Genomic DNA, 18,141 nt, shown 5'->3' on the forward strand with positions numbered 1-18,141 from the left:
GGTCACTTGACCTTCCGTTGGAACAGGGCACCGCTCATTCGACCGGGAACGTTGCAGGTGCGTAGGTGCTCGAATCCGTGGTTAATGAAGTAGGCGTGCAACTTGGTGTTGGTGCTCCAGCAGTTCAGCCGGACCCAGTGCTTGCCTTCTTGGCGAGCCTGTTCGATCACCGTTTCCAGCAGAGCCGAGCCGTATCCCTTGCCGTGTTCCACCACGAAGAATCGACTGATGTAGGTCTGGGGCTCTGCGATCTCCTCAGGCGACCAGAACTCGGCCTCAGCCTCTGGGGCAATGAGCGCCACCATGGCCACCACTTCCCCGTCGACGAGCCAGCCGACGAAAGGGTATGCGTCGAAGTCGTGGTCGATGTTGGCGTGGACCTGCGCCATGTCGAGGCCGCCCCGGTATTGGTCGGTGCCCTTTGTCGCTAGCCACTCCCCGGCCTGGTCGCGGACCTGGTGGACGAGCTGGCGGTGGGATTCGTCGAGGGTGATCAGCATCAGTCGTCCGTGTTCAGGTCGTATGAGACTTCGACGCGGTCGGCTGCCATGCGGGAGACCATGTAGCGGACCGGGCGTCCCTCGGCGTCGTAGCCGACGCGGGTGTGAATCAGTAGTGGGGTGCCCGGTGCCATCATGAGGCGCTGGGATTCGTCGGCGCTGGGCATGCGGGCGGTGAGGGTGTCGTGCCAGCGGACCTGTTTGTGTCCGGTCGCTGCGAGCAGGCCGCCTTGGACTCCGAGGTCGCTGGGGTTCCAGAACAGGTCGTTTCCGTCGGTGACGAATGGCGGGAAGTAGGAGTCGCTGAGCTGGTGGGGCTCATCGTCTACCCAGCGGAGGCGGTTTCGCGCCTGAATCGCTGTGCCTGTGGGGATCTGGAGCGCCGCGCGGTGAGCTACTCGGATTGAAATGGGAAGACATCGACTGGGCAGACAAGACGGTAGAAATCCGGCGTACGTTGCAACGCGTCGATGGTGTGCTTCGAGCAGTCACCCCGAAGACGAAGAAGTCACGCCGTACGGTGCCGCTGATCGAGCTGTGCATTGATGCGCTCAGGAGCCACAAGCGGCAGCAGGCGAAGGAACGATTGCTGGCCGGTGAGAAGTGGGTGGAGACCGGCTATGTGTTCACGACCGAGATCGGTACGCCGATCGAGCCGGACAACCTGCGTCGGACTTGGTACCCCCTGCGGGACGCGGCCGGCCTAGGGAAGATGCGCTTTCACGATCTGCGGCATAGCTGTGTGACCTTGCTCCTACGGCTGAAGGTGCCGCCGCACATCGTTCAGGCGATCGTCGGGCACGCGGACGTCCAGGTGACGATGGCGGTTTACGCGCACGCATCCCTTGAAGACCAGCGGAAGGCGCTCGACCAGCTCGCGGAGCACCTCGCCGGATAGACGTTGCGGTACACGCTGCGGTCATTTGCGGGAGGTCGGCGGCTCTCCGATGGAGAAACCGCAGGTCAGAAGTGTGGTCAGGGGCGGTCTCGAACCGCCGACCTTCCGCTTTTCAGGCGGACGCTCTACCAGCTGAGCTACCTGACCGGGAGAGAAAATATGGCGGCGGTGTGTTGACACCCGCCGCCACTCTCCTGGCGACCCAGACGGGACTCGAACCCGCGACCTCCGCCGTGACAGGGCGGCACGCTAACCAACTGCGCTACTGGGCCAGATTGCTCGACGATGTTACACCATCCTTCGAGCGGTACTGACATCGGTCTTTCGACCGTATCCCCAACGGGATTCGAACCCGCGTTACCGCCTTGAAAGGGCAGCGTCCTAGGCCACTAGACGATGGGGACTCGGACCCGCGGGAGCCGAAGCTCCAGGGACGTCCGTAAGCATAGAGGAGACCCGCCCAGGCTCCAAAACGAGTTCCTGCGGGTGGCGAAACAGGCGTTCATCGCACGCCGTGGCCGGCCAGATCGAGCTTGTACTGCGGGGCTGGGGCGGGCGGTGTCACTACGCTGGCGGAGTGATCGAGATGAGCCGGGCGGACTTCGAGGTACTGGTGTCCGAGGCGCTGGACCAGGTGCCGCCCGAACTCGCCGCCTTGATCGACAACGTGGCGGTGTTCGTGGAGGACGACTCGCCAGCCGGCGATCCGCACCTACTCGGCATCTACGAGGGGATCCCGCTGACCGAACGTGGGCACTTCTACGGCGGTGTGCTGCCGGACCGGATCACGATCTACCGGAACCCGACGCTCGAGATCTGCGACACCATCGAGGATGTCGTCGACGAGGTGAACATCACCGTCGTCCACGAGGTCGCCCACCACTTCGGCATCGACGACGCCCGCCTGCACGAACTCGGCTACGGCTGACGGATGTCAGTAGCTGCAATTCCCGCAGCACAACGGCCGCGGCTGTTGTAGCCTCTGCCGGTCGGATCGGGGACCGACGCATTCGCCCCTCCTTGATCGAGTGAGGCCCCTTCGTGAGCGACCCGACATCCCAGCCGCCCCTGCCCGGCCGCGACCCTGCCTGGAACCCCCAGAACGAGCCGACAATGCCGTACTACGAGCCGCAGGCGCCGCAGCCGCAGTACGGACAGCGGCCGCAGCCACCGCAGCCGCAGTACGGCCAACCGCCCCCGCCGTACGGACAGCAGCCGCCGGCGTACTACGCGCAGCAGCCGCCGCCCGGCAACCAGGACGAGCAGGGCTTGCTGCCACCACCTGCGGCGAAGACCAGGACACCGTGGTTGCTGGCAGGAGCGATCGCGCTGGTGGTGGCGTTGGTCGGCGGTGCGACCGTGTTCGTCGTGAGCCACGCAGGCGGCGACGCCTCAGCCGGGCCGCCAGTGCCGAGCGGGTCTTACACCGACGGCCTGTCCCAGCCGTCGCCTGAACCATCCGACGACCCGACACCATCGGACGAGCCGACCGAGACCCCGACCAGCGAGCCTGTCCCGTCGCCGACACCGACGGAGAAGGTCAGAACGCTGAAGGACATCGACCAGGGCCTCAAGGTGTACGACGACGTCTACGTCGAGCTCGCCGGCGGCTGGCGGAAGTTCCGGGGGACGAAGTATTCGGTGACGCTCGGGGCACAGGGCCGGGGCGTCGCTGTCGTCCTCGTCAGCCCGATCGGCTACCCCGCGGCCTCAGCTGTGCCGAATGTCGTGCGGACCATGATCGAGGTCGATCACCTCACGGGAGTGCAGACGGGCCCGGTCAAGACGCTGCGTCCCGCCAACTCGAACATCGCCAGTCAGGCGCAGCTGACGTTCTCCGGGCGGTACAAGCAGAATGGTGGAACCGTCTCGCTGACCGGCCGGTGTACGACGATGACCGGGGTCGAGTCGATCCATAACGTCACGGTGACGCTGTGCGTCGAGGCCCGTAAGGACGACCCGAGCGCCACCTTCCGCGACGGACCCGCATGCTGGCCTCCGTCGCCCGGTCCATCTGAGCCATGGCGCTACAGCAGGGCCCGGTGAGCGGAACCAAGGTCGGGCTGATGGTCGGCGGCCTCGGAGTACAGGTCGGAGCGGTGACGTGGCTGCCTGCACCCAACCTCAACATCATCGAGGCAGGGCGGATCAGCTTCACCGGCCGGCAGACGATCGACCAGGCAACCTACTCGTTCGGCGGTGAGTGCACGCGGCTGCGAGGTGCGCCGACCGTCAACGACGTGAGCGTCAGCATCTGGTTCCTGGCGTGTCAGGAGGACCTCGACGCAGTCCGCGCCGAGGTCCGCCAGATGATCGCTTCCGTCGCCCGCTCGATCTGAGCCTCAGGAGCGGCGGACGAGCAGTTTCCAGGGCATCAGGGCGGACTCCAGCTGGACCTTGAGGCTCATCTTGGAGGCGCCGTAGGTTCGCTCCTCGAAGCGGATCGGGACCTCGGCGATGCGCAGCCCGCGCCGCACCGTCCGGTAGTTCATCTCGACCTGGAACGAGTACCCGTTGCTCTGGATGGTGGACACGTCGATCGCGCGCAGCGTGTCCGCCTTCCACGCCTTGAAGCCGGCGGTCGCGTCCTTCACATGCAGCCGCAGGATCGTGTTCACGTAGATGTTCGCGAACGCCGACAACATCCGCCGGTGCCACGCCCACTCGGCCGCGGCGGAACCACCTTCGACATACCGGGAGCCGATCACGACGCCCGCGTCCGTCGTACGGAGCTTCTCCACCATGGCGGGGATCACCGAGGCCGGGTGCGACAGGTCGGCGTCCATCTGGATGACGATGTCGGCGTCCTCGGACAGCGCCCGGCCGATACCGGCGATGTAGGCGCGACCAAGGCCGTCCTTCTCGGTCCGGTGCAGGACACCGACCTGTTCCGGGGCCGCCTTGGCAAGCTCGTCAGCGACGTCGCCGGTGCCGTCGGGGGAGTTGTCGTCGACCACGAGCATCTGCAGGCCGGGCAGCTGCAGGTCGGACAGCAGACCGGCCAGCACGGGCAGGTTGTCCCGCTCGTTGTAGGTCGGCACGACGACGATGATCTTGGAGGAGCTCTCGCCCATGGACATTCCTTCTTCGGGGGATCAGGACGCTATCGCATCGACCGGTCTAGCCTGCATCGGGTGAGCTGGCTGGGGATCGACATCGGTACGACGAACACCAAGGTCTGCCTGATTCCGGACGGAAGGACCATGACGGCCCGTACGCCGGACAGCGCGGGGGGACTCCAGGCGGCGACGCTCAGGTTGATCGACGAGATCGCGCAGGATCACACCTTAGAGGGCGTCGGCATCACAGGCATGGCCGAGACCGGTGTTCCGCTGGATCACGATCTCCAGCCGCTGACTCCGCTGATCACCTGGCGCGACCAGCCCGGCGTCGAGCAGGCGGCGGAACTGGCCGCGGAAATCGGACCGCAGGAGCTCTTCGCGCGGACCGGGCTGCGGCTGAGCGCAAAGCTCCCGGCGGTCACGTGGCGCTGGCTTGGCGAGGACCTGCGGGCCCGCACCCGGACCTGGGCCGGGGCCCCCGACCTCGTGCTCGCCGCATTGACCGGCGCCTACGCGACCCATCTCACCCACGCCCAGCGACTCGGAGTACTGGATCTGCGCAAGCGTTCGTGGGATCCGGACCTTCTGAAGTTCGGCGGACTCCGCGCAGACCAGCTGCCGCGGATCGCCGAGCCGATGACGGTCACCGCGAGAACTCCGGCGGGGATCCCGGTGGTCTTGTGTGGTCATGACCACCTCGTCGCCTCGTGGGCGGCCGGAGTACGGGCACCGGGACAGGTCGCAGACTCACTCGGTACGTCGGAAGCGGTGGTCACGCCCAGCAGCGCCCTCGTCCTGGACGACGTACTTCGCCAGCAGGGCATCAGCTCCGGCTGGTACGCCGATGGCCGCCACGGCTGCGCGATCTCCGGGAACGGCGCCGCGGGTGGTCTGATCGAGCAACGGCTCGCGTACCTCGACCGTGACTACAACTGGCTCGCCGACATATTGGCGCAGATCGGACCACCAAGCGCGGAGGTGGTCGCGCCTTACCCGGCGGGGCGTCAGGCGCCGGCGCCGGATCCTGCGACGCGGTACGACGTACGGGCCGACGCAGAGGATCCCGCCATGGCGATGCGGGCTTTGGTGGATGCGTTGGCGCTGCACGCGCGGTGGATGGCCGAGGAGCAGACCTCGCTGCTGGGGATCGAGTGGCGCAGTACCGTCGCGTTCGGTGGTCCGGTGAGACTGGCGGGCTGGATGGCTCGGAAGGCTCTGGCGAGTGCCAGTCCTACTCTGCGGGAGTTCTCGGTGGTCGCCGAGGACGCGACAGGCGCTGTAGGTGCGGGGTTGATGGCCTCGGAGGTCGTGACAGGCGAACCGGCGGCAGTGCTCGAATCATCTTCTCTGCCGGTGAATCCTGTCCTGGCGGATCACTGGGATAGCCATTTCTGGCATCGATTCCATAGAGTGGTGTCCGGACCGCAACCGACCTGAGGAGTCCGATGACTGCGGCATACCAGCTCGACAGCCTGGCCTACGACAACGGCACCTTCGCGATGGTCGCGATGGACCAGCGGGAGAGTCTCCGCACGATGCTGGCCGCCGAGGGACGTGACGACAGCCCGGCGGCGATCGCCCGGTTCAAGGCCGGTGTCGCTGAGCACCTCGCGCCGCTTGCATCGGGCTTCCTGATCGATCGCGGCTACGACATCGACCTCCAGCCGGGGCCTGGCCTGATCCTGGCTGCGGACAGGCTCACCCAGGAGCGCGGCGGGCCGGTGACCGACACGCATCTGGACGAGACCGTGGACCCGGACGCAGCCCGATCGAGTGGTGCGGTAGCCCTCAAGCTGCTGGTGATCTGGAAGCGCGACGACCAACGGAGTCGCCGGCTCGAGATGGCCGGGGAGTTCGTCCGCCGGTGTGCCGAGGCAGGCCTGCTGTCGGTGCTGGAACCGGTCGTCCAGCCGACCGAAGGCGAAACCGAGTTCGACCTGGACACGGCGATCGTCGAGGCAGCCGAGGCCCTCGGCCCGACCCGACCGGACCTCTACAAGGCGCAGGTGCCGAGCCGCGGCACCGGGGATGCCGACGCGATCGTCAAGACCTGCAGCCGGCTGACTGAGATCCTGCCCGTTCCGTGGGTCGTCCTGTCCAACGGTGTAGCCCGCGATGACTTCCCCCGGGCCGTCGAACTAGCCTGCACCGGCGGAGCCTCAGGGACCCTCGCCGGCCGAGCCCTGTGGACTCCCGCACTCGCCGTCGACGACCCAAGCCCCGTGCTGGCAGGCCCGTGTCGTCAACGCCTGGCCGAGATCGCGGCCACCGTCCGTCGCACCGGCCGCCCCTGGACCGAGGCCACGGCTTGACCCGGGGGCATAGAAGAACGGCACTAGAAGAACAAGGACAGCAGCAGCGTCAGCCCCAGTCCCATCACCGAGATGATGGTCTCCATCACTGACCAAGTCTTGATGGTCTCCCCGACGGTCAGCCCGAAGTACTCCTTGACCAGCCAGAACCCGGCGTCGTTCACGTGGGAGAAGAACAGCGACCCCGCCCCGATGGCCAGCACGACCAGCGCAAGGTTCGTGGCGTTCAGGCCGGTGGCCAACGGCGCCACGATGCCGGCGGCGGTCACGGTGGCCACTGTCGCCGACCCGGTGGCCAAGCGAATCAGCACCGCGACCATCCAGCCGAGTACGAGTGCGGACAGGCTGGCTGCGATGGCGATCTTCGCGATCGCGGTGCCCGTACCGCCGTCCACCAGCACCTGCTTGAACCCACCGCCCGCCCCGACGATCAGCATTACGCCGACGATCGGGTACAAGCTCTCGCCGATCTTCCTGCTCAGCACAGCGACCGTGAAGCCGACCCCCGTGCCGAACGTGTACATGGCCAGCAGCACTGCGATCAGCAGCGCGACCACCGGGTCCCCGATGAACTGCAGGACCGGATAGAGCGTCGCATCCTTGCTCATCCAGACGTCCGAGGCTGCCTTGATCAGCATCAACACCACCGGCGACAGCACCGTGACGAGAGTCCAGGTGAAGCTCGGAGTACTGGTCGCCTCCGGGTCCTGCGCTCTGCCGGTCACGGCTGTGTCCTGTGTGTCCTGGCCAACACCAACTGGCCGTGTACTACGGTCACCGTCACCGTCGGCGCCGGCACTGGCCACGCCACTGCGACGTGACCCACCGGTCACCGCCAGCGCGGCGCCGGAGGCACCGATCGGCACCCATTGGGCGGCCAACCGGCCGAACAGCGGGCCGGCGACAACAACCGACGGGATCGCGACGAGCAGACCCAAGGCCAGCGTGATGCCTACGTCGCCCTTCAGGATGCCGATCGCGGCGAGCGGCCCCGGGTGCGGCGGCACGAAGCCGTGCAGTACCGACAGCCCGGCGAGCGCAGGAATGCCGAGCAACATGGCCCGGCCGCCAGTACGCCGCACAGCAAGCATCACGATGGGAATCAGGAGGACGAGGCCGATCTCGAAGAACATCGGGATGCCGATGATCCCGGCGATCAGCCCCATCTTCCAGGGCAGGGTCGCGGGCTTGCCGCGCAACAGCGTGTCCACGACCTCGTCGGCACCGCCGGAGTCAGCGAGCAGCTTCCCCAGCATCGCGCCGAGTGCGATGAGCACGCCGACGTACCCGAGTACGCCTCCGACGCCGGTCTCGTACGACTTCGTCACGTCACCCGCACCGATACCGGAGGCGAGGCCGACGAAAAGGGCGCCGATCGTGAGCGCGAGGAACGCATGCACCTTCCATACGACGATGAGCAGCACGATCAGCGCGATACCGATGACAGCGACGATCAGCACCCGCGTGTCATGGCCGTTCCATGGTGCGTTCACATCGGCTTGGCTGTCCGTGTGAATCGCGGTCAGTGTGTTTACTCCGGAGGCCAGGCTCATGGGCTTACCGCATCCCCAGACACTCAGCAGAACCGGCGCGAGAGGTCATGCGCCTACGTCGCAGTGTGCCACCGGCGACGCCCTCTGCACATCCCGCCCCCGGCGTAGCCTGATACTTCGCCAATGGCTCTGATCTACATCACGGGTGCGTCCGGTGCCGGCAAGTCGACGGTCCGCGCGGAGCTCCGCCGTCGTGGCTACCCGGCCCACGGCACGGACGAGGACGGCCTGTCTCGCTGGTTCGACAACAGAACCGGCGCCGAGGTGAGCATGCCGACCGATCCTGCCCACAGGGATGACAACTGGTTCATGCATCACACCTACCGGCTACCGCCAGAGACCGTACTGCGGGTCGCGGCGGCGGTGGGCGACAAAGTGGGGTTCATCTGTGGGACGGTCGGGAACGACGACCAGATCTGGGACCTCTTCACAGCGGTGATCAGCCTCAGCATCGACGCGGCCACGGTACGCCGACGCCTGGCCGAACGCGTAGACAGCTTCGGATCCACCGAGGACGAACTCCAAAGAGTCTTGGCCTGGCACGCAAACGTAGACGCCGACAACCGCCGCTTCGGCGCCATCCTCATCGACGCCAGCCCCCCGGTCACCGAGGTAGTCGACCACCTGCTGACTGAACTCGAGCTAGTTCCCGGGCTGGCGGATGGGGAGCCGGACCTTTAGGACGGTCTCAGCCGGTTCGGAGTCGATGGTGATGGTGCCGCTGTGGCGTTCGACGATGATTCGGCGGGCTATGTCGAGGCCCAGGCCGGTGCCCTTGCCGACGTCCTTGGTCGTGTAGAACGCCTCGAACGCACGGGCGGCAACCTGAGGCGTCATGCCCGCGCCGGTGTCGCCGATCTCGATGACGACGTCGTTCCCATCGGCGCGCGTCGTTATCCGGAGCGTGCCGGCGCCGTCCATCGCGTCGACGGCGTTGTCGATCAGATTGGTCCAGACCTGGTTCAGCTCACCGGCGAATGCATCGATCCGAGGTATGCCGGTGTCGTAATCACGCACGACCTCGACGCCGTCGCGGAGCTTGTGGCCGAGCATCACCAGAGTGCTCTCCAGGCCGTCCGTCACGTCGATGGTCTGGATCGACGCGCGGTCCATCTGTGAGTAGGACCTGACCGCCGCGACGAGATCGGAGATACGCCGGGTCGACTCCTTCACTTCTGCGAGGAGCGTGGCCACGGAGTAGGTGCTTGCCACCCACTCCAGGCCCGGCTCCAGCGCCGCTTCACCAAGCACCGCCGCCACCCGCTCGCACCACGCGACGTCGACTCCCGCGGCTGCAAGCGGTGGCGCGATGAGCCAGTCACGCTCCACGCCGTGGCGAGTGAGCCACGACGACAGGTCGATCTCCTGGTCGGCGACGTCGAGTGGGTCAACGTCGGCCGCTCGAGGCTTGATCTCAAGGCGAAGCCCGTCGAGCTCGCTGAACTGAGCGGCCGAGATCTCGCCCTGGGCCAAGCGGCCGAGCGACGAGAGCAGCGTCTGACACGAGCCCTCCAGGGCGCCGACAGCGCGGGTCGCGGCAGCGGCCGGGTTGTTGATCTCGTGCGCTAGGCCCGCAGCGAGTGTGCCGAGGGTGACGAGCGATTCGCGTTGCCGCACCGTCGCCTCGATTCTGCGCGCGGTGCCGTACACGCCCTCGATGAGGTGCCCGGCGAACGGGAACCAGGCCTTGGACCGTTCACGCAGCACCTCCGCGGGCACCCGGAGTACTCGTCCCTCGATCACGCCGCGGCCGGTCGCGAGATAGACGCCGTTCTCATCCCAGGCCCGGAACCCGCCGGCCCAGCGGCCCGGTACGTCCATCCTCCCGACCACGTTGTCCTCACGGCCGACGTGGCGCATGAGTTCGATGGCGCCATCGACGAGCACCCACCAGTAGTCCGCGTGCTCGCCCTCGTGGAAGAGGTCGACGCCAGGCACGATGCCCACCTCCGTGCCGGCCTCGATGAGCTCCGCGAGCTGGTCGTCAGTCAGCCCGTCGAAGAGGTTGAACGAGCGGAGGTCGTCGACTCTCATCAGATCGTCGCCAGGTAGCGGTGCACGAGATAGACCGACATGGCACCCTCTCCGACAGCCGACGCGACCCGCTTCATCGAGTCGAGCCGTACGTCGCCGGCCGCGAACACGCCGGGCACGCTGGTCTCCAGCGCGAAGGGCGGCCGGGCCAGCGGCCAGCGTGGAGTGTGGTCTTGACCGATGAGGAGGTCCTGACCTGTGACGACGAACCCCTTGTCGTCGCGGGCGATGTCAGGCCCCAGCCACTCCGTCCGCGGTGACGCACCGACGAAGATGAACAGCCAGCTGGATTCCACTTCCTCGCTGGCGCCGGAGTCCCGGTTGGCGAGCGTGAGCGCTTCGAGGTGGCCGTCGCCCCGGCAGGCCACCACCTCGCTGCGGCATCGCACCTCGATGTTGGGGGCGGCGGCGATCCGGTCGATCAGGTACCGCGACATCGTGTTCTCGAGCGTCGCGGCGCGAGCCACGAGCACAACACGTTTGGCGTAGCGGGCCAGGTTGAGCGCGGCCTGGCCGGCCGAGTTGGCGGCACCCACGACATAGACATCGTCGTCCTGACACAGGCTCGCGTCGCTTGCCGTCGCCCCGTAGTACACGCCACGGCCGGTGAGCTCATCAAGCCCCGCTGCCTCCAGGCGGCGGTAGGACACACCCGTCGCCAAGACCAACGCGCGGGCCTCGATCTCGCCGGAGCCGTCGACCACTACCGCGTGGACGGGCCCGCGGGTCTCGAATCCGACAGCGGCGCGTGCGAGCACCATCTCGGCACCGAAGCGGGCGACCTGGGCGACGGCGCGCTGGGTGAGGTCGGCGCCGGTCAACCCCTTCGGGAATCCCAGGTAATTCTCGATCGCCGCGCTCTGACCGGCCTGCCCGCCAGGGCCCTCGCGCTCCACGATGACAGTGCTCAGCCCCTCCGACGCGGCGTACACCGCGGCCGCCAGACCGGCCGGGCCTCCCCCGACGATGCAAACGTCGTACAGCGGCTGCTCGGCCTTGGTGCGCAGACCGAGCGCGGCAGCGAGGTCGAGCGTGGTGGGCGAGCGGAGCGTGTCGCCTTCGGGGATCAGCACCAGCGGCAACTCGGCCACCGTCGCGTCGGCGAGGGCGCGCAACCGCTGACCCTCGGCGTCGCGCTCGATGTCGTACCACCGGTAGGGCACGTGATTGCGAGCGAGGAACGTCTTGATGTCGTAGCTGCGATCAGACCACCGATGCCCGACCACCCGTACGTCGGAGGTGTGGTCGGGGTTGGCCTGCCGCCAGTCGTCGAGCAGGTCGTCGACGATCGGGTAGAGCCGCTCCTCCGGTGGGTCCCACGGCTTGAGCAGGTAGTGGTCGAGGCCGATGTCGTTGATCGCCTTGATGGCGACATCCGTGTCGGCGTACGCCGTGAGCAGCAGATACTTCGCACCCGGCGCCTGCGTCCTCGCCTGCTCGAGCATCTCGACGCCCGTCATCCCCGGCATCCGCTGATCGGAGGCGATCAGCGCCACCGGTTGGTTGCGCAGGGCGAGTTTCGTCAGTACGGCGAGCGCCTGCGCCCCCGATCTCGCGCCCACGACGAGATAGTCGTCCCCGTAGCGGTTCCGCAGGTCGCGCGAGATCGCCGCCGAAACCATGGGATCGTCGTCGACCGTAAGAATGGCCGGTTTACTCATGCCCCTCCCCGCCGCCATGCTCGGTCCCCCCGGCAGCAAGGTCAAGAGCGAGAAGCCGTCTCAACCGCTGATGCCCCGCCCTCCCGGTTGCGAGTCTCGGCTAAATTCACGGTCTATGCCACGTACTCTCCTGCCGGGTCAGCGCGCCGAGCTCTATGTCGTCGATGTGACCACGGGTGAGCACAGACTTGTCTTCAGCTCGTCCTCGTTGTTGTTCGAGGCGCCGAACTGGAGCAGTGACGGCGACTGGCTGGTGGTCAACGGCGACGGTCAGCTGTTCCGGATCCCGGTCGGCGGCGACGACGAGCTCGAGCAGCTCGACCTGGGTGGGGTGCCACCGATCAACAACGATCATGTGCTCAGCCCCGACGGGACAACCGTGTACGTGTCCGCGGACGACGGCCACCTGTACGCAGTACCGATTCCAGGTGGTTCATCGAGCCGGGTGACGAACGATCGGGGTGCGGGTTTCCATCACTACCTGCACGGGATCTCGCCCGACGGCAGCACGCTGGCCTACATCGGGCTGGAGAACCTCGCAGATGGCAGGCGGATCACGAACGTCTACACGATCCCCTCGGCCGGTGGCGAGGATGTGCAGATCACGAATGACGAGTACGCCGACGACGGCTCGGAGTACAGCCCCGACGGCAAGTGGATCTACTTCAACTCCGAGCGAGCCTCGACCGCGCCCGGGCATGCCCAGCTCTTCAGGATCGCCGGCCGGACCATCGAGCAGCTCACCGACGACGAGCGGGTGAACTGGTTCCCGCATCCGGCGCCAGACGGATCCACGGTCGCCTACGTCAGCTTCCCGCCCGGCACCCTCGGTCACCCCGCGGACATCGACGACGTACGCCTGAGACTGCTCGATGCCGACGGCAAGATCCGCGAACTAGCCACCCTCTTCGGCGGCCAAGGCACCATGAACGTCCCCAGCTGGTCCCCCGACAGCACCCACCTCGCCTACGTCGCCTACCCCATCGCCGGCCAGTAGTAGGTCGGCCCGACGCCGTGGTGTGATGGATCCATGGGCTCGATCGGTACGACGTTGCTGATGAAGGGGTTCGGGCGACCCGACGGAGCGCTCGGGCGGTTCGGTGGCTGGCTGATGGCTCGGGGCAACGGCCCGACCGAGAAACATCTGGTCAAGCTGGCGCAGATCCAGCCGAAGGAACACGTCATCGTGCTCGGCCCCGGGCCGGGCGTCGGGCTCCGGATGGCAGCCAAGTACGCCGCGATCGTGGTCGGGGTCGACCCCTCGGACACCATGCTCAGAGCCGCCAAGCACCGCAGCCTCGATCTGGTCGAAGCCGGGAAGATCCAGCTGATCAACGGTGACGCGGCGAACACGCATCAGCCGGACCACGCGGCGAGCGTCGTCATGTCCGTCAACAACGTCCAGCTCTGGCCGGACCTGCCCGCCGCTTTCGCCGAGATCCGCCGCGTGATGAAACCGAACGGCCGCCTCCTCATCTCCGTCCACAAGAAGTGGGCCCCACCCGACCTCGCCGCGGTACTCCAACAGGCCGGCTTCACCGACGTCACCGCCGCCACCTGGGACCCACCCGGCCGGCGTACCCCCACCGCCGCCGTTTACACGGCGTCCCGCTAGGCCAAGAGCCCGGTTGCTGAAGGCATCCACAGTTTCCAATGCCGCACCCAATACCGCAGCCGGCAACGGTTGCGACAATTCATTGCTCTGGGCAATTAGCTGCGCGGCCCAGGCAGCCGCTGCGTCGGCGAGCCTGGGGATCTCGGCAGGAGCTACCACCCGCGAGCCGGCCCGCCAGCACTTTAGGCAGCACCCGGGGCCGGGCCGAGGGGCCGGCTCAGGCTGCGGCAGTGGCTTCGGTCAGTTGTTCGGCGGTGGGCTGGAGCTGGGGTGACGCCAGCGTGAGGAGCACGTTGGCGACGGCGAACCCGGCGGCCACCAGAAGACCGCGCTGGAAGCCTTCGACCAGGGCCTGCTGCTGGGCGACGCCCTGGGACAGCGCGTCCGTAGTACGGGTGATCGACAGAGTCGTCACGATCGCCAGGCCGAGCGCGCCGCCCACCTGGTACATCGCGTTGACCACACCGGACGCAGCGCCCGCCTCGTGGTGCTCCACATCGGAGATTGCGGTGATCTGGCCCGGCACCCCCACACCGATGATCCCGAAGCCGAAGATGATCAACCCGGGCAGCAACTGGCTCGTATAGCTACCAGTCGCGTCGGCCTGCGACAGCAGCAGCAAGCCGATGACGCTGAGCACACTTCCGGCCAACTGCACGGTCCGGGTGCCGACCTTCTGGACCAGCTGAGACGCCAGCACCGCACCGATGATCGCGGCGCCACCCATCGGCAGGAAGTGCACGCCCGCGTCGAGGGCGGAGTCGCCGCGAACCTGCTGCAGGTAGATCGCGGTCAGGAAGAACATCGACAGGAACCCCGCGCCGTTGAGCGCCAGAGCACCACCCGACACGCTCAGCGCGCGGGACCGGAACAGCCGCAGCGGAACCAGCGGCGCCTTCGACCGTGCTTCCACCAGCACGAAGGCGATCAGCAGGGCCACGCCACCGCCGAGGAAGGTGACCACCTCAGCCGAACCCCACCCCTTCGGCTCGGACCGCACCACGCCGTACACGACAGAGAGCAGACCAGCGGTGCCGAGCACGGCGCCGGCGGTGTCGAAGGTGCGGTCGCGGTCCTGGTTGTGCCGGGTGTCGCGGACGAAGACCGGGATCAGCGCGACCAGGCCGAGCACGATCGGCACGTTCACGAAGAAGACCCATTGCCAACTGAGGGAGTCGACCAGTACACCGCCCGCCACTACCCCGAGCGTTCCGCCGAGCCCTGCGAGGCCGCCCCAGACGCCCATCGCGATGTTCCGCTCGCGCCCATGAGCGAAGGTGACCGTCAGGATCGCCAACGCCGCGGGCGACAACAGGGCACCACCAAGACCTTGTACTGCGCGGGCGCCGATCAGGAACTCCGGCGAGTTCGACAGCCCCGCGACCAGCGAGGTGAGACCGAACAGCAGCAGGCCGGCGATGAACACCCGGCGCGGCCCGAGCAGGTCCGACATCCGGCCGCCCAGCAGCAAGAAGCCGCCGAACAGCAAGGTGTAGGCGTTGATGACCCATTGCAGGTTGTCGGCGGAGAAGTTCAGGTCCGCCTGGATGTGGGGCAGCGCGACGTTCACGATCGTCACGTCCAGCACCACGATGAATTGCGCCAGGGCCAACACCGCGAGTGTCGCCCAAGGACTGCGTCGCATGTCTACCTCACAGGAGATGTCTACGTTGTATGTGTACGTTGTACGCGTACCTCGTAGACACTAGGTCTACGTTGTAGACTTGTCAACGTGGCAACGACCAGCAAGGAGACCGCCAAGCGGCTCGACCCGGAGACCCTCGCGGCCAGTGCGCTGGCTATTGCCGACGTCGAAGGCCTGGAAGCGGTCACCATCAGGCGACTCGCCAATCAGCACGACGTCACGCCGATGGCGCTCTACCGGCACTTCAGCGACAAGAACGATCTGCTCGCCGCGATCGGCGACCGGTTGCTGGCTGACATCGACTTGCCGGAGCCGAACGATGACCGCTGGGACGTCCAGCTACGCGCCGTCCTCACGGCTTTCGTCGACGCCCTCCGGCCCCATCCGAAGGCCGCGGGGCTGACGTTGTTCCGCATCCTGGTGGCGGAACCGGGCCTAGCGATGGCCGAGCGGACGATGGAGCTCCTGACGGCCGGCGGCTTCTCCGTGGACGATGCGGCCGAGGTCGGCCGGCAATCCCTGTGCTCGCTGATCACCCTGGTGACGACCGAGCCCGGCGCCGGAGAGGACACGGATCCCGTGGCGCGCGAGGATGCCCTGCGGATGAAGCGCGCGGCTCTCGGCGCGCTGTCCCCGCGGCGCTACCCCCTGATCACCGCCGCGGCGGACACGTTGATCTGCCCAACCTCGACCGACCGGTACTACAGCCTGGGGATCGACCTGGTCGTCGCGGGCATCCGCGGCGTACTGGCCGAACGACTGAGGGCGAAGTAGTGGTAGTCAGCACGGTCATCGAGGAAATCGCATGTCGGGACGGCCGCTGGACACCCGCGAGGTCTACGCTCCGAAGCGTCGTCAGACCATTACACGGGAGGTATTTCCATGGCGGGCAAGTTCGAGCTGTACGAGGACAAGTCGGGCGGGTTCCGGTTTCGGCTGAAGGCCGGCAACGGCGAGATCATCGCGACCAGCAGCGAGAGCTACACGACGAAGGCCGGTGCGCTCAACGGGATCGAGTCGATCAAGACGAACGCCGCCGGCGCGAACGTCGACGACCAGACCTCCTGATCGCAGACCACTCGGACGGCAGGATCTCTCCCTGGGGAGATCCTGCCGTTTCGTGGTTCTCGGTGCCGCCCGGCTCCCGCGACCGGTGCCGGCGGCCGACCAAGCGCAGACTCAGCGGCAGACTCAGAGGCCGACTTCGTGGATGACCTCGCGGACCTCGACGCCGAGGCCCTCGATGGCCGCGTCCGGAATCATCGCCGCCAGCTCGTGGGCGCGCTCGGGCGTCGCGCAGTCCAGCAGGTAGTAGCCGGCCAGGAACTCCTTCGACTCCAGGAAGGGCCCGTCGGTCACCGCCGGGACACCGTCGCGGACCTTGACCACCGCGGTCTTCGCGGGCTCGGCCAGCGCGACCGTGCTGTGGAACTCGCCGGTCTCCTTCGTCAGGGCCATGAACTTCTCGTGACCGCTGAAGATCGCCTGCTGCTCGTCCTCGGACAGCGCCGCCAGCACGTCGGGATTGATGTTCAGGACCAATAGGTACTTCACGATGTCTCCTTCGCCACGGCTCCCCCGATGGGAACCACTCGTCATCAGTACGGAGCCGACTCCGCGGTCTTGACATCGCGATGCTACGAACTCGGACGGCCATCGGCCGCGAACGAACCCGGCCCGGCCACGCCGAGGCAGCCGAGGCGCGGGACGCCCCGAGTTCGCACGGTCGCCGGCGGTAGATTCCAGTGCATGCTGACCTTCGAGGACGTCCAGGCTGCGGCGAAGCGGATCGAAGGAGCCGCACACCGTACGCCGGTACTCACATCGCGCACGTTGAACGAGCGGGTAGGCGCCGAGGTGTTCCTCAAGGCGGAGAACTTCCAGCGGATCGGGGCGTTCAAGTTCCGCGGCGCGTTCAACGCGGTCAGCCGATTGTCCACCGATCAACTCGCGCGCGGCGTCGCGGCGTACTCGTCCGGGAATCACGCCCAGGCGGTAGCGCTGGCCGCGTCGTTGGCAGGCACGAGCTCGGTGATCCTGATGCCTGACGACGCTCCACCGACGAAGGTCGCAGCCACCCGCGGGTACGGCGCCGAGGTGGTCACCTATGACCGGTACACCGGGGACCGCGCCGCGATCGCGCAGCAGCTCGCGACGGACCGCGGGGTGACCCTGATCCCGCCGTACGACCACTACGACGTGATGGCCGGCCAAGGCACTGTCGCGCTGGAGCTGATCGAGGAGGTCGGACCACTCAGCGCGCTGCTGGTCCCGATCGGTGGTGGCGGGTTGATGGCCGGCTGCGCGACCGCGGCCACCGCCTTGTCGCCCGGCATCCGGATGATCGGCGTCGAGCCCGCGGCCGGCGACGACACCGCCCGCTCCCTTGCCGCCGGCGAGCGGGTCGAGATCGGCGTACCGCGGACGATCGCCGACGGTCAGGCGATCCCGATTCCCGGTGAGCTCACCTTCGCGATCAACCAGCAGTTGCTGGACAGCGTGGAGCTGGTCAGCGACGACGAGATCCGGACCGCGATGGCGTTCGCGTTCGAGCGGCTGAAAATCGTGCTCGAGCCGAGTGGCGCGAGCGCGCTGGCCGCGCTGCTGGCCGGCCGGATCCAGGGCCGGCCGGAGCGCATCGGCGTCGTGCTTTCGGGCGGCAACGTGGGGCTGGAGCGCTTCCTCGAACTGCTCGGCTGAGGCGCCCGAACACTCACTGTGGTCGTCGTCACAGAGAGCCATCTCCAAATGTGACCAGGGTCACATAATTCTGCTGTGCGGTCGCCTGAGCGACGCTCGGACGCGCTCACGACACCAGGTGTTCACCAGGGGTCCCTGACCCGTCAGATAGCCGTTCAGCG

20 protein-coding genes and 3 tRNA genes are annotated in these 18,141 nt (G+C 67.2%); 12 read left to right on the plus strand and 11 right to left on the minus strand.

Annotated elements, in window-relative coordinates; genetic code table 11:
- Positions 1-2 precede the first annotated feature (2 nt).
- Positions 3-500 (minus strand): GNAT family N-acetyltransferase, encoded by a 498-nt coding sequence (locus tag ABD210_RS23700; protein ID WP_344114258.1) that lies wholly within the window; start codon positions 498-500, stop codon positions 3-5.
- The gene (locus tag ABD210_RS23705) at positions 500-931 is read right to left on the minus strand and encodes a GntR family transcriptional regulator (RefSeq protein ID WP_344114480.1); all 432 of its coding nucleotides are present in this window, start codon (positions 929-931) and stop codon (positions 500-502) included. The genes ABD210_RS23700 and ABD210_RS23705 overlap by 1 nt, the downstream gene beginning before the upstream one ends.
- Here ABD210_RS23705 and ABD210_RS23710 point away from each other — a divergent pair.
- The gene (locus ABD210_RS23710) at positions 865-1,398 is read left to right on the plus strand and encodes a site-specific integrase (protein WP_344114481.1); all 534 of its coding nucleotides are present in this window, start codon (positions 865-867) and stop codon (positions 1,396-1,398) included. The genes ABD210_RS23705 and ABD210_RS23710 overlap by 67 nt on opposite strands.
- Positions 1,399-1,472: 74 nt before the next feature.
- Here ABD210_RS23710 and ABD210_RS23715 read toward each other — a convergent pair.
- The 3 genes from ABD210_RS23715 to ABD210_RS23725 form a co-directional block, all read right to left on the minus strand.
- Positions 1,473-1,545: transfer RNA gene (locus ABD210_RS23715), tRNA-Phe, on the minus strand.
- 48 nt (positions 1,546-1,593) lie between these two features.
- Positions 1,594-1,670, minus strand: a tRNA-Asp gene (locus ABD210_RS23720).
- Between the two features lie 59 nt (positions 1,671-1,729).
- Positions 1,730-1,802, minus strand: a tRNA-Glu gene (locus ABD210_RS23725).
- A gap of 182 nt (positions 1,803-1,984) precedes the next feature.
- Here ABD210_RS23725 and ABD210_RS23730 point away from each other — a divergent pair.
- The 3 genes from ABD210_RS23730 to ABD210_RS23740 all read left to right on the plus strand — a co-directional run bounded on the left by ABD210_RS23730 (position 1,985) and on the right by ABD210_RS23740 (position 3,737).
- Positions 1,985-2,326, plus strand: a complete 342-nt coding sequence (locus tag ABD210_RS23730; protein WP_425552728.1) for a metallopeptidase family protein — start codon at positions 1,985-1,987, stop codon at positions 2,324-2,326.
- Between the two features lie 113 nt (positions 2,327-2,439).
- Positions 2,440-3,444 (plus strand): hypothetical protein, encoded by a 1,005-nt coding sequence (locus tag ABD210_RS23735; RefSeq protein ID WP_344114260.1) that lies wholly within the window; start codon positions 2,440-2,442, stop codon positions 3,442-3,444.
- The gene (locus ABD210_RS23740; protein WP_344114261.1) at positions 3,441-3,737 is read left to right on the plus strand and encodes a hypothetical protein; all 297 of its coding nucleotides are present in this window, start codon (positions 3,441-3,443) and stop codon (positions 3,735-3,737) included. Before ABD210_RS23735 ends, ABD210_RS23740 begins: the two co-directional genes overlap by 4 nt.
- Before the next feature lie 3 nt (positions 3,738-3,740).
- On the opposite strand, the gene ABD210_RS23745 is transcribed toward ABD210_RS23740, so the two are convergent.
- Positions 3,741-4,472, minus strand: a complete 732-nt coding sequence (locus tag ABD210_RS23745; protein ID WP_344114262.1) for a polyprenol monophosphomannose synthase — start codon at positions 4,470-4,472, stop codon at positions 3,741-3,743.
- 60 nt (positions 4,473-4,532) lie between these two features.
- On the opposite strand from ABD210_RS23745, the gene ABD210_RS23750 reads away from it, so the two are divergent.
- Positions 4,533-5,897: an FGGY-family carbohydrate kinase gene (locus tag ABD210_RS23750; RefSeq protein ID WP_344114264.1), complete on the plus strand. Its 1,365-nt coding sequence runs from the start codon at positions 4,533-4,535 to the stop codon at positions 5,895-5,897.
- 8 nt (positions 5,898-5,905) lie between these two features.
- A complete protein-coding gene (locus ABD210_RS23755; RefSeq protein ID WP_344114265.1) occupies positions 5,906-6,772 on the plus strand; it encodes a hypothetical protein in 867 nt (288 codons plus the stop codon).
- A 23-nt stretch (positions 6,773-6,795) separates the two neighbouring features.
- Here the strand turns inward: ABD210_RS23755 and ABD210_RS23760 are convergent, their stop codons facing one another.
- Entirely contained in the window at positions 6,796-8,325 is a 1,530-nt protein-coding gene (locus ABD210_RS23760; RefSeq protein WP_344114266.1) for a GntT/GntP/DsdX family permease, read from the minus strand.
- A 123-nt stretch (positions 8,326-8,448) separates the two neighbouring features.
- Here ABD210_RS23760 and ABD210_RS23765 point away from each other — a divergent pair, with 123 nt between their 5' ends.
- On the plus strand, positions 8,449-9,006 hold the full coding sequence (locus tag ABD210_RS23765) for a nucleoside/nucleotide kinase family protein (protein ID WP_344114268.1): 558 nt from the start codon (positions 8,449-8,451) through the stop codon (positions 9,004-9,006).
- Here the strand turns inward: ABD210_RS23765 and ABD210_RS23770 are convergent.
- The gene (locus ABD210_RS23770; protein ID WP_344114269.1) at positions 8,968-10,359 is read right to left on the minus strand and encodes a sensor histidine kinase; all 1,392 of its coding nucleotides are present in this window, start codon (positions 10,357-10,359) and stop codon (positions 8,968-8,970) included. The two genes, ABD210_RS23765 and ABD210_RS23770, sit on opposite strands and share 39 nt — an antisense overlap.
- The gene (locus tag ABD210_RS23775) at positions 10,359-12,020 is read right to left on the minus strand and encodes an FAD-dependent oxidoreductase (RefSeq protein ID WP_344114271.1); all 1,662 of its coding nucleotides are present in this window, start codon (positions 12,018-12,020) and stop codon (positions 10,359-10,361) included. The genes ABD210_RS23770 and ABD210_RS23775 overlap by 1 nt, the downstream gene beginning before the upstream one ends.
- A 115-nt stretch (positions 12,021-12,135) precedes the next feature.
- On the opposite strand from ABD210_RS23775, the gene ABD210_RS23780 reads away from it, so the two are divergent.
- Both ABD210_RS23780 and ABD210_RS23785 read left to right on the plus strand, forming a co-directional pair.
- Positions 12,136-13,017: a TolB family protein gene (locus ABD210_RS23780; protein WP_344114273.1), complete on the plus strand. Its 882-nt coding sequence runs from the start codon at positions 12,136-12,138 to the stop codon at positions 13,015-13,017.
- A 33-nt stretch (positions 13,018-13,050) separates the two neighbouring features.
- Positions 13,051-13,635: a class I SAM-dependent methyltransferase gene (locus ABD210_RS23785; RefSeq protein WP_344114275.1), complete on the plus strand. Its 585-nt coding sequence runs from the start codon at positions 13,051-13,053 to the stop codon at positions 13,633-13,635.
- A 217-nt stretch (positions 13,636-13,852) separates the two neighbouring features.
- Here the strand turns inward: ABD210_RS23785 and ABD210_RS23790 are convergent, their stop codons facing one another.
- A complete protein-coding gene (locus tag ABD210_RS23790) occupies positions 13,853-15,280 on the minus strand; it encodes an MFS transporter (RefSeq protein WP_344114277.1) in 1,428 nt (475 codons plus the stop codon).
- An 87-nt stretch (positions 15,281-15,367) separates the two neighbouring features.
- Between ABD210_RS23790 and ABD210_RS23795 the strand changes: the two genes are divergently transcribed.
- Complete coding sequence (locus tag ABD210_RS23795) at positions 15,368-16,054, plus strand: TetR/AcrR family transcriptional regulator (protein ID WP_344114279.1); 687 nt, start codon at positions 15,368-15,370, stop codon at positions 16,052-16,054.
- A gap of 108 nt (positions 16,055-16,162) precedes the next feature.
- Entirely contained in the window at positions 16,163-16,348 is a 186-nt protein-coding gene (locus ABD210_RS23800; RefSeq protein WP_344114281.1) for a YegP family protein, read from the plus strand.
- A 123-nt stretch (positions 16,349-16,471) separates the two neighbouring features.
- Here the strand turns inward: ABD210_RS23800 and ABD210_RS23805 are convergent, their stop codons facing one another.
- A complete protein-coding gene (locus tag ABD210_RS23805) occupies positions 16,472-16,834 on the minus strand; it encodes a YciI family protein (protein WP_344114283.1) in 363 nt (120 codons plus the stop codon).
- A gap of 195 nt (positions 16,835-17,029) precedes the next feature.
- On the opposite strand from ABD210_RS23805, the gene ABD210_RS23810 reads away from it, so the two are divergent.
- The gene (locus ABD210_RS23810; RefSeq protein ID WP_344114284.1) at positions 17,030-17,980 is read left to right on the plus strand and encodes a pyridoxal-phosphate dependent enzyme; all 951 of its coding nucleotides are present in this window, start codon (positions 17,030-17,032) and stop codon (positions 17,978-17,980) included.
- The last annotated feature ends 161 nt before the right edge of the window (positions 17,981-18,141 follow it).

Origin of the sequence: Kribbella alba (assembly GCF_039529635.1) — a bacterium.
Lineage (GTDB): Bacteria > Actinomycetota > Actinomycetes > Propionibacteriales > Kribbellaceae > Kribbella > Kribbella alba.

Excerpts from the sequence above, each read along its gene's own strand:
- ABD210_RS23780 (WP_344114273.1), top strand. The coding sequence starts at position 12,136 with ATGCCACGTACTCTCCTGCCGGGTCAGCGCGCCGAGCTCTATGTCGTC.
- ABD210_RS23770 (WP_344114269.1), bottom strand. The coding sequence starts at position 10,359 with ATGAGAGTCGACGACCTCCGCTCGTTCAACCTCTTCGACGGGCTGACT.
- ABD210_RS23800 (WP_344114281.1), top strand. The coding sequence starts at position 16,163 with ATGGCGGGCAAGTTCGAGCTGTACGAGGACAAGTCGGGCGGGTTCCGG.
- ABD210_RS23760 (WP_344114266.1), bottom strand. The coding sequence starts at position 8,325 with ATGAGCCTGGCCTCCGGAGTAAACACACTGACCGCGATTCACACGGAC.
- ABD210_RS23785 (WP_344114275.1), top strand. The coding sequence starts at position 13,051 with ATGGGCTCGATCGGTACGACGTTGCTGATGAAGGGGTTCGGGCGACCC.
- ABD210_RS23730 (WP_425552728.1), top strand. The coding sequence starts at position 1,985 with ATGAGCCGGGCGGACTTCGAGGTACTGGTGTCCGAGGCGCTGGACCAG.
- ABD210_RS23700 (WP_344114258.1), bottom strand. The coding sequence starts at position 500 with ATGCTGATCACCCTCGACGAATCCCACCGCCAGCTCGTCCACCAGGTC.
- ABD210_RS23775 (WP_344114271.1), bottom strand. The coding sequence starts at position 12,020 with ATGAGTAAACCGGCCATTCTTACGGTCGACGACGATCCCATGGTTTCG.
- ABD210_RS23765 (WP_344114268.1), top strand. The coding sequence starts at position 8,449 with ATGGCTCTGATCTACATCACGGGTGCGTCCGGTGCCGGCAAGTCGACG.
- ABD210_RS23810 (WP_344114284.1), top strand. The coding sequence starts at position 17,030 with ATGCTGACCTTCGAGGACGTCCAGGCTGCGGCGAAGCGGATCGAAGGA.
- ABD210_RS23745 (WP_344114262.1), bottom strand. The coding sequence starts at position 4,472 with ATGGGCGAGAGCTCCTCCAAGATCATCGTCGTCGTGCCGACCTACAAC.
- ABD210_RS23755 (WP_344114265.1), top strand. The coding sequence starts at position 5,906 with ATGACTGCGGCATACCAGCTCGACAGCCTGGCCTACGACAACGGCACC.
- ABD210_RS23790 (WP_344114277.1), bottom strand. The coding sequence starts at position 15,280 with ATGCGACGCAGTCCTTGGGCGACACTCGCGGTGTTGGCCCTGGCGCAA.